This is a genomic window from Betaproteobacteria bacterium (genome assembly GCA_009377585.1).
GTDB lineage: Bacteria > Pseudomonadota > Gammaproteobacteria > Burkholderiales > WYBJ01 > WYBJ01.
In genome coordinates this window covers 45363-57822 of the sequence record WHTS01000018.1, presented here as the reverse complement: position 1 = coordinate 57822, position 12460 = coordinate 45363, and the positions used below count along the sequence as shown (strand labels likewise).

Annotated in this window: 14 protein-coding genes; 4 read left to right on the top strand and 10 right to left on the bottom strand. The window is 66.2% G+C overall.

What is annotated here, in order from left to right; all coding sequences use genetic code 11:
* Positions 1-40: 40 nt before the first annotated feature.
* The 6 genes from GEV05_08780 to GEV05_08755 form a co-directional block, all read right to left on the bottom strand.
* Complete coding sequence (locus GEV05_08780; protein ID MPZ43481.1) at positions 41-607, bottom strand: hypothetical protein; 567 nt, start codon at positions 605-607, stop codon at positions 41-43.
* Positions 608-966: 359 nt separating this feature from the next.
* A complete protein-coding gene (locus tag GEV05_08775) occupies positions 967-1944 on the bottom strand; it encodes an NAD(P)H-dependent glycerol-3-phosphate dehydrogenase (protein MPZ43480.1) in 978 nt (325 codons plus the stop codon).
* 84 nt (positions 1945-2028) lie between these two features.
* On the bottom strand, positions 2029-2508 hold the full coding sequence (locus GEV05_08770) for an SH3 domain-containing protein (GenBank protein ID MPZ43479.1): 480 nt from the start codon (positions 2506-2508) through the stop codon (positions 2029-2031).
* A gap of 20 nt (positions 2509-2528) precedes the next feature.
* Positions 2529-3002 carry a protein-export chaperone SecB gene (gene secB / locus GEV05_08765; protein MPZ43478.1) on the bottom strand — a complete coding sequence of 158 codons (474 nt, stop codon included), beginning with the start codon at positions 3000-3002 and terminating at the stop codon, positions 2529-2531.
* Between the two features lie 35 nt (positions 3003-3037).
* Complete coding sequence (gene grxC / locus GEV05_08760; protein ID MPZ43477.1) at positions 3038-3277, bottom strand: glutaredoxin 3; 240 nt, start codon at positions 3275-3277, stop codon at positions 3038-3040.
* Between the two features lie 88 nt (positions 3278-3365).
* Positions 3366-3797 carry a rhodanese-like domain-containing protein gene (locus GEV05_08755; GenBank protein ID MPZ43476.1) on the bottom strand — a complete coding sequence of 144 codons (432 nt, stop codon included), beginning with the start codon at positions 3795-3797 and terminating at the stop codon, positions 3366-3368.
* A gap of 252 nt (positions 3798-4049) precedes the next feature.
* Between GEV05_08755 and GEV05_08750 the strand changes: the two genes are divergently transcribed.
* The 4 genes from GEV05_08750 (at position 4050) to moeB (ending at position 9175) form a co-directional block, all read left to right on the top strand.
* Positions 4050-5660: a 2,3-bisphosphoglycerate-independent phosphoglycerate mutase gene (locus GEV05_08750; protein ID MPZ43475.1), complete on the top strand. Its 1611-nt coding sequence runs from the start codon at positions 4050-4052 to the stop codon at positions 5658-5660.
* 416 nt (positions 5661-6076) lie between these two features.
* Entirely contained in the window at positions 6077-6850 is a 774-nt protein-coding gene (locus GEV05_08745; protein ID MPZ43474.1) for a peptidoglycan DD-metalloendopeptidase family protein, read from the top strand.
* A gap of 36 nt (positions 6851-6886) precedes the next feature.
* A complete protein-coding gene (locus GEV05_08740) occupies positions 6887-8305 on the top strand; it encodes a PDZ domain-containing protein (GenBank protein MPZ43473.1) in 1419 nt (472 codons plus the stop codon).
* Positions 8306-8407: 102 nt separating this feature from the next.
* The gene (moeB, locus tag GEV05_08735; GenBank protein MPZ43472.1) at positions 8408-9175 is read left to right on the top strand and encodes a molybdopterin-synthase adenylyltransferase MoeB; all 768 of its coding nucleotides are present in this window, start codon (positions 8408-8410) and stop codon (positions 9173-9175) included.
* Here moeB and GEV05_08730 read toward each other — a convergent pair.
* From GEV05_08730 to argB, 4 genes are all read right to left on the bottom strand, one after another.
* Positions 9172-9456 (bottom strand): hypothetical protein, encoded by a 285-nt coding sequence (locus GEV05_08730; protein ID MPZ43471.1) that lies wholly within the window; start codon positions 9454-9456, stop codon positions 9172-9174. The genes moeB and GEV05_08730 overlap by 4 nt on opposite strands.
* Before the next feature lie 18 nt (positions 9457-9474).
* On the bottom strand, positions 9475-10059 hold the full coding sequence (slmA, locus tag GEV05_08725; protein MPZ43470.1) for a nucleoid occlusion factor SlmA: 585 nt from the start codon (positions 10057-10059) through the stop codon (positions 9475-9477).
* 61 nt (positions 10060-10120) lie between these two features.
* On the bottom strand, positions 10121-10900 hold the full coding sequence (locus tag GEV05_08720) for a pyrimidine 5'-nucleotidase (protein ID MPZ43469.1): 780 nt from the start codon (positions 10898-10900) through the stop codon (positions 10121-10123).
* A gap of 184 nt (positions 10901-11084) precedes the next feature.
* Positions 11085-11972: an acetylglutamate kinase gene (argB, locus tag GEV05_08715; protein ID MPZ43468.1), complete on the bottom strand. Its 888-nt coding sequence runs from the start codon at positions 11970-11972 to the stop codon at positions 11085-11087.
* Between the last annotated feature and the right edge of the window lie 488 nt (positions 11973-12460).

Here is a 12460-nt window from a genome sequence, read left to right as displayed (position 1 = left end):
AACGCCAGCAAGCTGGCGCAGGCCGAAAGCCGGCCGGGTGCTACGACCGTATCCGTACCACGAAAGCGGCCGCCAGCCCGAGAGCGAGCAGCCACGCGGACGACGGCAGCGGGATCGGCGTGCTCGGACTCAGGACGGTAACGGTCCCTGTCGTCTCCGGGATCTCCGGAATGTCATAATCGGATTCGCACGTCGCCAGGCTCGGGCATCGAAATGAAACGAGGCTAGGACCGGGAAGCGCCGTCGCCTCAATTTCGAACGATATCCGCAAAAGCTCGCCGCTTCCCGTGATCTCCTCCAGTCCGCCGACCAGGCTGACTAGGACGCTGCCGATTCCCACATTGATCACGAGGGGCACGAATCCCAAGCCAGGGTCGGAGATCAGTTCGCCGAGGCTTGCACCCTGAAACGACAGAACGTCCTTATCGAACAGGACTTCGATGGTCGCGGTATCGAACTTGACGATGTTCTGTTCGCCCAAACCGACATCGACGATTCCGCCAGGTCGATCAGAGTCGCCCGCAACGAAAAACGGCAGGGCCTGCAGGGACAGCGGAAAACAAGCAAGGAGCGATGCGAAGATCCAGGGTGCCATCCGGCGCAGCATGATTCTCCTCCCACGTAGTCAGTGACCGACAGCCCCCGAACATGCGCGCGCCATACGAAGCGACGTGGCTTGCGCGATCATGTTTGCGCGTGCGCGCCCTGTCAATTAGGGCATACGCCGACGCGCATCTTTTTGACGGGACGCGGCACCACGACGTGACATTCTGCGCATTTGCGACCCGCGATGTGTTGACGCGAGTCAGGTCGTTAGCGTATGGCGTCGACCACGCGAGCCTTTCGGATGAGCGCGCACGCGACGACTTGGTTGAAGACGGCGCGGGCGATGATGCAGTTCAAGCGATCGATGGTGGTCCCGCTCACGGTGCAGAAGTCCGAGCCAGCCCCACTTTCACAGTCGGGCTAGAACTCGGCCCGCAGGTCGCGCTCGAGCAGCGCCGAGACGGCGGCCGCCGGGGCGAGTGCGCCATCGAGCACGCCACACACGGCGCGCGTGATCGGCATCTCCACGCTCTTCAGTGACGCCAGCCGCGCCAGCTCGTAAGCGGTGCTCACGCCTTCGGCGACATGGCCGAGGCTGCGCAGGATCTCGGGCAGCGGTTCGCCGGCGGCGAGGCGCAGTCCCACGGTGCGGTTGCGCGACAGGTCGCCGGTGCAGGTGAGGATCAGGTCGCCCGCGCCGGCCAATCCCATGAAGGTCTCGACCCGGCCGCCGAGCCGTGTGCCGAGTCGCGAGATCTCGGCCAGCCCGCGCGTGATCATCGCCGCGCGCGCGTTATGGCCCAGGCGCAGGCCGTCGCAAATGCCGGCCGCAATGGCCATCACGTTCTTGGCCGCGCCGGCGACTTCGACCCCGACCAGGTCGTCGTTGGAGTAGATGCGCAGCCGCGCGTTGTGCAGCGCGCGCGCCAGGCTTGCGGCAAGCCGCACGTCCGCCGAAGCGAGCACCACCGCCGTCGGCTGACCCGCTGCCACTTCCGCGGCAAAGCTCGGTCCCGACAGGGCGCACAGCATGCGGCCGGACTGCACCGATTGCACCACCTCGTGCGCGAGCAGTCCGCTCGCCGGCTCGAATCCCTTGCAGACGAGCACGAGCGGCGTCTCGTCGTGCGGCAGTCGACCCATGAGCTCGCGCAATCCCGACATCGGCACGGCGCACACCGCGGCCTCGGCGCCCGCGAGCGTGCGGGCAAGCTCGGCGCTCACGTCGATCGCGGCCGTAAGCTCGAATCCGGGCAGGTAACGATCGTTTCGGCGCGTGTCGGCCAGCACGCGGGCGTGGGCCTCATCGCGCGCCCAGAGAGCCACCGAGTGCTTCCGCGCGAGCACGATGGCCAGCGCCGTGCCCCAGGCTCCCGCCCCAAGCACCGCTAGCTTCATTACACCGCCAGCTTCATTACACCGCCAGCTTCATTGCACCGCCAGCTTCATTGCACCGCGAGCTTCATTGCACCGCGAGCTTCATCAGCCGAAGACTTCGCCGGTGCGCACGAATCCCAGGCCGGCTTCGCCGTGGCGCACCCGCGTCCAGCCGTTGGGCAGCGTCTCCATCCACTCCAGCAGCACGTTCTGCCCGACCCGGAACGCCACCGGCGCCGCCTCGTCAGGGGCACTGCGGACCTCGGCCATCTTCGGCTTCACCACCAGCATGCGCTTGGCGGCGAGCGTGTTCGCCTCGACCCAGCCGATACTGCCGGCCGCGTCGCGAACCTTGGTCCAGCGTTCGAGCGAAACCAGCACCTCGACCGGATAGCCGCGGCTCACCACATACAATCGTTTCGATTTGGTGGAAGGCGCGTCGTACCACACCGTTGCCGCTGCCGTGGTCGAGCGGAAATCGGCCGCGGAAACGAGGGTGCTGGCGAGCGCGACGAAGGTCGCCGCCGCGACACGCCAGGAAGCCGGCCCGCGCCGGCTTGCAGGAGCGTCTTGCCGGTCGATCATCGGCTTGCTGGCAAGCGCGCTCAGGCGTTGCCCGCGGGCGCGGTCACCTGAGCCTGTTGCTGCTGTTGTTGCTGCAGGCGCTGAACGTAGAGCGCTTCGAAATTCATCGGCGCGAGCACCACCGGCATGAAACCCGCGCGCGTGGCGCAATCGGACACGACCTCGCGCAGGTACGGATAGAGGATGTTCGGGCAGCCGACGCCGAGCACCATGTCCATGTCTTCCTTGCCGAGGTTGCGGATCTGGAAGATGCCCGCCTGGGTGACCTCGATGAGGAACATCGTCTTGTCGCCGATCTTGGCGGTTACCGTCGCGGTGAGCGAGGCTTCGAAGACGCCGTCACCAATTTGCGTGGCGGCGTTCTGGATCTGCAGATCGACTTTCGGCTGCTCGCGCTCGAGATAGATCTGCGGGGCGTTCGGGATCTCCAGGGACAGGTCCTTCACGTACAGCTTGTCGATCGTGAAGACGGGCTGGATGGGCTCACTGCTCATCGAAATTCCTTCACTGAAATGGGTCGATGGTAACGTCAGGCCAACAGTGCGTCGAGCTTGCCGGCCTGGTTCAGCGCATACAGATCGTCACAACCGCCGACGTGGGTGGCGCCGATGTAGATCTGCGGCACGGTGCGCCGGCCGGTGCGCCCGATCATCTCGTTGCGTCGCGCCGGATCGAGGTCCACCCGAATCTTTTCGATTTCCTGCACGCCCTTGGCGCGCAGGAGCTGTTCCGCCCGGATACAGTACGGGCATACGGCGGTGGCATACATCAGAACTTTCTGCACGAACCTTCTCCATCCGGCCGCCATGCGATCGGGACCCGCTTTCGACGCTGCCGCCGCCAGGCTCACGGCTCCCCTACTTCGCCAGCGGCAGACTGGCCTGCTGCCAGCCGACGATGCCGCCCTTGAGCGCGAACACTTCCGCAAAACCGTTCTTGCGCAACAGCGCGCAGGCGGCTGCGGCCCGCGCCCCGGTGCGGCAGGCCACTATGACAGGACGCTGTTTGACCTTGTCGAGTTCCGCGATCCGTTTGCCGACTTCCCCGGCCGGAATATGGCGCGCATTGGCGATATGGCCCGAGGCATACTCCTGCGCATCGCGCACGTCGAGAACGACGGCATCGCGGCGGTTGATCAACTGCACGGCTTGCTGCGCGCTCACTTCCCTGCCGCCCCCGCCTGCGGTCAAGCGCTGGATGAGGGGCCACATGAGCATGGCCCCGCTGATCAAGGCTACCGCGACGAGAAAGATGTTCTTTTGCAGAAATGCCCAGATGTCCGGCTGCATAGTGGTTGCTTTGCGAAATGACGGAAGGCGTGTTGCACAGGCCCGGGGATTCGACCCGTGCGCCGTTCGAGAGTGCGCCGGGCGCCCCGGCCGTGAACGAACACGGGTCGCGGGCTATCGAACCCTGCGTCGACCGTGCCTTCCGGCAGGCCTGCCGCGGCTCGTCCCGCGCGCTTGTTTTCCGCGCTTGTTTCCTATGGAAGTACTTGATTTCAGGCTGCAACGCGGCGAGGATAGCATAGAATGGAAACGATGAACGTCACCCCGGTACTGCTCATCATCCTGGATGGCTTCGGCTATCGCGACGACGGCGCGGACAATGCGATCGAGCGCGCGCACACACCTCACTGGGACCGCTACTGGGCCGAGTTTCCCCACAGCACCATCAACGCTTCCGAATTGCACGTGGGCCTGCCGCCCGAGCAGATGGGCAATTCGGAGGTGGGCCACCTCAACATCGGCGCGGGGCGGGTCGTTTTCCAGGAGTTCACGCGCATCGAGCTGGCGATCCGCAACGGCGAGCTCGGTTCGAACGAGGTTTTGGCAAAAGCCGTTATGACCGCGCGCGACAAGCACTCGGCGCTGCCGCGCGACAAGCACTCGGCGCTGCCGCGCGACAAGCACTCGGCGCTGCCGCGCGACAAGCACTCGGCGCTGCATGTGCTGGGACTGCTCTCGCCGGGCGGCGTGCACAGCCACGAGAACCAGATCTTCGCATTCATCGACATGGCCGCCGCCGGCGGTGCCGCGGATATCCGCGTGCATGCCTTTCTCGACGGCCGCGATACCCCACCCAAGAGCGCCGCCGAATCGCTGCGGCGGCTCGAGCAACGCTGCGCCGCACACCCGGGCTGCCGCATCGCTTCGATCTGCGGGCGCTACTACGCGATGGACCGCGACCAGCGCTGGGAGCGCACCGCGGCTGCGTACCGGCTGCTGACCGAAGACGCCGCTGAGCTCCAGGCCGACACGGCTCTGGCCGGTCTCGAAGCGGCCTATGCGCGCGGCGAAAGCGACGAGTTCGTGAAACCGACCGTCGTACGCGCCCGGGGCGAGCCGGCGCGCGGGATGCAGGACGGCGACGTGGTCGTGTTCATGAATTTTCGCGCCGATCGCGCCCGGCAACTCACTCGCGCGCTCACCGACCCCGCGTTCGACGGCTTCGAGCGCGCCAGGCGCCCGGATCTCGCCTGCTACTGCACGCTCACGAGCTACGGCGAGGAATTCGATCTGCCGGTCGCATTCCCGCCGCAGCGCGTCGACAAGAGCTTCGGCCAGTACATCGCCGAGTTGGGGCTGCGTCAACTGCGCATCGCCGAGACCGAGAAGTACGCGCATGTGACGTATTTCTTCAACGGCGGGGTGGAGACGCCCTACGCTGGCGAAGAACGCATCCTGGTTGCGTCGCCCAAGGTGGCGACCTACGATCTGAAACCGGAAATGAGCGCGTTCGAGGTCACGGAGAAACTCGAAGCGGCGATCCGCTCGCAGCGCTTTCAGGCAATCATCTGCAACTACGCCAATGCCGACATGGTGGGTCACACCGGCAATCTCGATGCGGCGACGCGGGCGATCGAAGTCCTCGACCAATGCCTCGGGCGGGTGCTCGGCGCCATGCGCGAGACGGGCGGCGAAGTGCTCGTCACCGCCGATCATGGCAACGCCGAGATGATGCAGGACCCGCAGACGGGCCAGGCGCACACGGCGCATACGACCAATTTGGTGCCGCTGCTCTATGTCGGCCGCAAGGCAACCCTTGCGCCCACCGGGGCGCTCAGCGACATCGCGCCCACGCTCCTCGCCATGATGGGCTTGCCGCAGCCGGGCGAGATGACCGGTCAGTCGCTCATCCGCTGGACGTGACGCGAAGCAGCGCGCTCGCCTGCACGGTCGTGCTGGCCTGCACGGTCGCGCTGCTGTGGGCTGCGCCGGCGTGGGCTGCACCGGCGCCGGGCGAAGAGCTGAAGGCGTTGCGCGCCCGGCTGGAAAAGCTCAAGCGCGACATCGCCCGCAGCGAGGGCTCGCGCAGCGAAGCAGCCGACGCGCTGGAAGCCTCGGAGGTGGCCATCTCGAAGGCCGGCCGGAAGCTCGAGGCGCTTGCCGCCAGCCGGCGCGAGGTCGAAGCGAAGCTCGCCGCGCTCGACGGCGAAGCGCAGTCGCTGCGCGCGCGGTTGGCCGAGCAGCGCGCGCTGGCCGCGCGGCTCGTCTACCAGCACTACACCAACGCCGGCACCGCGGGAGCGTTCGAGATCCTGGCCGGTGCACCGGACTTGAACGCAATGGCGCGCGATCGGGTCTACCTGGATTACCTCGCCCGTGCCCGTAAGGCGGTGCTCGATCGGCTGGTCGCTAGAGCGGACCGGCTGCGCGAGCTGACCGAGGAGACGACTCAGCGGCGCCAGGAACTTGCCGTAATAGAGGATCAGGAAGCCGCGCAGCGCGCGCGGCTCGAGACCGAACGGGCGAATCGCAAGCAGGTGCTGGCGAAGCTGAGCTCGAAGATCGAACGCCAGCGCCGGGAGGCCGGCTCGCTCGAGCGCGACGAGCGCCGGCTCGCCAAGCTGGTCCAGGACCTGGCGAAGATGCTGGCCGCGCGCAAGCCGGCGCCGCGTTCGGCGCCTTCGACCCGGTCGGCCGAGCCGCGAACAGGCGCGCCCTTCGAGCAGCTCAAGGGCCGGCTACACGCGCCGGTCCGCGGCCAGGTGACCGAACGGTTCGGAACGCCGCGCGCGGACAGCGGTCTCTCCTGGCGGGGGTTGTTCATCGAGGCGCCGGCGGGACGCGAGGTGAAAGCGGTTGCCGCCGGTCGGGTCGTATTCGCCGACTGGCTGCGCGGCTTCGGCAATCTGTTGATCGTGGATCACGGCGATGGTTTCATGAGCCTGTACGGCAACAATGAAGCCCTGATGAGCCAGGTCGGCGAACCGGTGCGCGGCGGCGAGACCGTCGCAACCGTGGGATCGACCGGCGGAAATACAGCGAGCGGTTTATACTTTGAATTGAGGTACCAAGGTAAGCCTTTTGACCCCTTGGGTTGGTTAAATCTGAAGTAATCTGAGTCTCGCGCAGGTCGAGACAGGAGTCAGTGCATGTTCAGTAAATGGCGGCAGATCGGTTTGGTGACGGTCGGCATTCTGGTCGGCGTGATGATCAGCATCAACTACTCGGCGGTCGCCCAGCGTTCGCTCACCCCTCTGCCGGTCGAGGAGATGCGCGCGTTCACCGATGTGTTCGAGGCCATCAAGCGCAACTACGTCGAACCGGTGGAAGACAAGAAGCTGTTCGCCGAAGCGATCAACGGCATGCTGACCGGGCTGGACCCGCACTCGGCCTACCTCGACCAGGATGCGTTCCGCGAGCTTCAGGTCGGCACGCAGGGCGAGTTCGGCGGCCTCGGCATCGAGGTCGGGATGGAAGACGGCTTCGTCAAGGTGGTCGCTCCCATCGACGACACGCCGGCTGCGCGCGCGGGTCTCCAGTCAGGCGATCTCATCATCAAGCTCGACGATACCGCGGTGAAGGGCATGTCGCTCAACGACGCCGTCAAGCGCATGCGCGGCAAGCCGAACAGCACGATCACGCTTACCGTGGTACGCAAGGGCGAGCCGGCGCCGTTCCCCGTGACGCTCACGCGCGCGATCATCAAGATCCAGAGCGTGAAGTCGAAGCTGATCGAACCGGACTACGGCTACGTGCGCGTCTCGCAATTCCAGGAGCACACGGGCGAGGCTCTGGTCAAGCACATCGACAATCTGTACAAGCAGAACCAGCGCGAGCTGAAAGGCCTCATCCTCGATCTGCGCAACGACCCGGGCGGATTGCTCAACGGCGCGGTTGCCGTCTCGGCGGCGTTCCTGCCGCAGAACTCGCTGGTCGTCTATACCGACGGTCGCACCGAAGACGCGAAGATGAAGCTGAACGCGAGCGGCGAGCACTATCTGCGCGGCCGCACCCGCGAGGACTACATCCAGAAGCTGCCGCCGGAAATCAAGAAAGTGCCCATGGTGGTGCTCGTCAATGGCGGCTCGGCGTCGGCATCCGAGATCGTCGCCGGCGCGTTGCAGGATCACAAGCGCGCGGTCGTGATGGGCACCCAGACCTTCGGCAAGGGTTCGGTGCAGACCATCATGCCGCTCGGCAACAATACCGCGATCAAGCTGACGACGGCGCGCTACTACACGCCCAACGGCCGCTCGATCCAGGCGAAGGGCATCACCCCCGATCTTGTGGTGGAAGATCCCTACAACCCGAGCGAGCTGTCGATGCGCATGCGCGAAGCCGACCTCGGCCGCCATCTGCTGAACGATCGCGAAAAGGAAACGCCCGGCGCCACCCCAGGCACAAAGCCGGATGAGCCGGCCGAAACGGCGCCGCAAACCCCCGCGCCGCGACCCAAGCCCAAGCCGCTCGCGCCCGGCGAGATCGTCTCGAAGGACGACTTCCAGGTGAACCAGGCGCTCAATCACCTGAAGGGCCAACCGGTGCTCGCGAAAGCACCGCAAACCTGAGTCGTCGTTGCGAACGCGAAACGCCCGGCCAGCCACCGGGCGTTTTCTTTTCCGCCGCTGGCGGCCACAATTGGCCGTTCCTCCGATACCGGGCTCGCTGCCATGACCGACGAGCAACTGCTGCGCTACAGCCGCCACATCCTCCTGCCCGAAATCGGGGTGGAGGGCCAGGAGCGCCTGAGCGCGAGCCACGCCCTGGTGGTTGGCGCGGGTGGTCTCGGCTCGCCGGTGGCCATCTACCTGGCCGCGGCCGGCGTCGGCCGGATCACGCTCTGCGACGCCGACGAAGTCGACCTCACCAATCTGCAACGCCAAGTCGTGCACCGCACGGCCTCGGTGGGCAAGCTCAAGGTGGATTCTGCGCGTGCGACCCTGGCGGAGCTCAACCCGGAAGTGACGATCGAGGCGGTCGCGCAGCGCCTGGACGGCCCGGCCCTCATGGCGCAAGTGGGCGGCTGCGACGTGGTGCTCGATTGCACCGACAATTTTGCCACTCGCCACGCCATCAACCGCGCCTGCGTAGCGCACCGGGTGCCGCTCGTTTCGGGTGCTGCGATCCGCTTCGACGGCCAGGTAACGGTGTTCGATCTGCGCCAAGCCGACGCCCCCTGCTACGCCTGCCTGTTTCCGGAGGACGCGCAATCGGAGGAAATGCGTTGCGCGGTCATGGGGGTGTTCGCGCCGCTGACCGGGATCGTCGGCACGATGCAAGCGGCCGAGGCGCTGAAGCTGCTCGCCGGAGCCGGCACGACGCTCAACGGCCGGCTGCTCATCGTCGATGCGCTGGCCATGGAATGGCGCTCGTTGCGCCTCGCCCGCGACCCCGGCTGCGCGGTGTGCAGCCGCCACCGCGCCGAGGCACCCGCCTAGGGCTTCGGTTCAGCCCCGATCAGCGCCTCGATGTCGCGCGCGATCTGCTCGACGTCGGGCCCGTTTCTCCCCATGCATTGCAGCAGCACGCGTGCCGGCAGATCGGTCAGCTGCAGCGGCCGGTGGGTATCGCGCACGCGCGCCACGTTCATGAGCGTCGGCGACAGGTGGGTGGAGCGGAATCCGGCCTTGCTCGACTCGATCGCGTCGATGATCGCCTGCTGAGCACGCGCGATGCCGACCAGGATCTCTGCGAGCTGGTGCGTGTTCAAAGTTGCCATCGCAGCCTCTGCGTAAGATCAGAACGAACCGAGCACGCTCTTCCAGTGCTCGGACCACAAGGCCATCGGATCGCGCTTGAAGCCGCTCTTGGCGAACCGGTGCCAGCGTCCGATCACCAGGTCGAGCAGCAGCGCGGAATAGGCGGCGCCGTCGCTGGCCGGGTCGACTTCGCCCTGCTGCGCGGCGAAGCGCAGCGACTGCTTCAAGCTCGCCTCCACCCGGTCGAGCAGCTGGTTGATGCGCGCCTGCAGCCGCTCGTCTTCATTCACCAGCGCATCGCCGATCAGCACCCGCGTCATGCCCGGGTTCCTTTGCGCGAATCCGAGCAGCATCGTCATCGTCTTCTCGACCTGCTTCAGCCCGCTCGGCTCCTCGGCGCCGATGCGGTTGATGAGCCCGAACAAGGTTTCCTCGATGAACTCGATCAAGCCCTCGTACATCTGCGCCTTGCTGGCGAAGTGCCGGTACAGCGCCGCTTCGGAGACTTCCAGGCGCGCGGCCAAGGCCGCGGTGGTGACCTTCTCCCAGCGCGGCGCCTCCAGCATGCGCGCGAGCATATGCAGGATATCGACCCGTCTCTGACCCGGTTTCCTGCCCGGCATCGTTGTTGTCTCCCTCTCGCGCTCTGCCGAACGCCGCAGCGTCGCTTGGTCGGCCGCCCGTTCAGCGCATCCGCTGCCCGGCGCGCTGCAGGCCGCGGATGTTGCGCACCGTTACGTCGACATACGCCGGCGCGTTGTGCGCGCGGCTCACCCAGACCGTTCGCATACCGAGCTTCTTCGCGGTACGCAGGTTCTCGAGCGTGTCTTCCACCATGATACATTGGCTGGGCGCCAGCCGGTTCCGGCGCAGCACGCGCAAAAACCCGTAGGCGTCGGGCTTCGGCCGGAAGCGCGTGTTCTCGATCGAGCACACGTCATCGAACAGGTCCGAGATCCGCAGCGCCTTGAGCACGGCGCGCGCATAGTGGGCCGGGGCGTTGGAAAACACGATGCGCCGCCCCCGCAGCCGCTTGAGCGCATGGCGCAATCCCGGCTCCTTGCGCAGGATCTCCTCCAGATGCGTGAAGCGGTGCGTCTCGAGCAGGAAGTGGCGCGGATCGGTGCCGTGATGGCGCATGAGCCCCAGCAGCGTCGCGCCGTAGCGGCGCCAGTATTCCACCCGCAGCGCTCCGGCTGCGTGCTCGTCCAGGCCGAGGGCCGTCTGCACGTAGGCGGTCATGGCGCGATTCATCTGCGGGAAGATGTGCACGCGGGCGTCGTGCAGCGTATTGTCGAGATCGAAGATCCAGGTACGCACGGCACCTCCGAACCGGCTGATGTGAATCAACCGCCAAGCCGTCGGTGCCGGGCGTCGATTCGCTTTGCGGTCGATCCCCGCAAGCGGGCACCTCCGAACCAATTGATGCACCCGAACCGCAAAGCCGTCGGTGCCCGGCGCCATTCGCTTTGCGGTCGATCCCCACTGCGTGGGGCCACCTCCGAACCGTAGCGGCAGATGAACCGCCAAGCCGTCGGTGGCCGGCGTCGCTCGCTTTGCGGTCGATCCCCGCAAGCGGGGCCCCTCGCCCGGGAAGCTCGCAACGACCCCCCTCGCCCGGGAAGCTCACGCCGCCCCGCACCGGGGCCTAACGGGACCGGATCAGCGTGCCCACGCCCTGATCGGTGAGGATCTCCAGCAGCACCGCGTGCTCCACGCGCCCGTCGATGATGTGCACGCTGTTGACGCCGCTGCGCGCGGCATCGAGCGCGGCGCTGATCTTGGGCAGCATGCCGCCCGAGATGGTGCCGTCCTCGAACAGCTCGTCGATGCGCCGCGGTGTCAGGCCCGTGAGCAGGTTGCCCTGCTTGTCGAGCACCCCGGCGGTGTTGGTCAGGACGATCAATTTCTCGGCTTTGAGCACTTCGGCCAACTTGCCGGCCACCAGGTCGGCGTTGATGTTGTAGGTCTCGCCGTTGGCGCCGGCGCCGATCGGGGCGATCACCGGAATGAAGTCGGCGGAATCGAGCAGCGCCACGATGGCTGGGTCGATGCTCTCGATCTCGCCCACCTGGCCGATGTCGATCCACGCTTCGGCCTTGTCCTTGTCGGGCACCAGCATCTTGCGCGCGCGAATGAAGCAGCCATCCTTGCCGGTCAGGCCGACCGCGCGCCCGCCGTGATGGTTGATGAGACTCACGATCTCCTTGTTGACCGCGCCGCCCAGCACCATCTCGACCACGTCCATGGTTTCCCTGTCGGTGACGCGCATGCCCTGGACGAACACCCCCTGCTTGCCCAGGCGCTTCAGCAGCTCGTCGATCTGCGGGCCGCCGCCGTGCACCACGACCGGATTCATGCCCACCAGCTTCAACAGCACCACGTCGTGCGCAAAGCTCTGCTTCAACTTCTCGTCGGTCATGGCGTTGCCGCCGTACTTGATGACGATGGTCTTGTCGTGAAAACGGCGGATGTAGGGAAGCGCTTCGGCCAGTATGGCCACCTTGTGCTGCGCGCTGCTCGGCTCGATTGCCATGGCGATGGGAAACGGGGCGGGAGGACGAGGCGGCCATTGTACCGCCGCGATCCGCGCGCCGGCAGCCAGCCAGCCGCGCGCCCCCAACGCCTGAACAACGAGTGTGCGCGGATGCTGTCGCGGCGCTAGTGTCCTGAGTCATTATTGATCGTTCCGTATTGGACGACAGTCCAATACGGACGCGACGCTCCCCTCTCCCTCCGGGAGAGGGGTTGGGGGTGAGGGACGGGCGTGACATGAAATAGGGAACGCTCGATAGTTCGTCACCCCCGCGCAAGCGGGGGTCCAGGCAAATTCCTACTCTGGATTCCCGCGTCCGCGGGAATGACGAATTTGAAGCGAACTTCAGCCTCACCACACCAGCTCGGTGGTGCGGCCGCTCGCGGATGCTTCGATACGTAGTCGCGCGGAGTCACGACGGTACAGGGCGGCTATATAATCGAACGCGCATGAATGCGACCACGTCCGTATCGCTTGCTCCCTGCGCG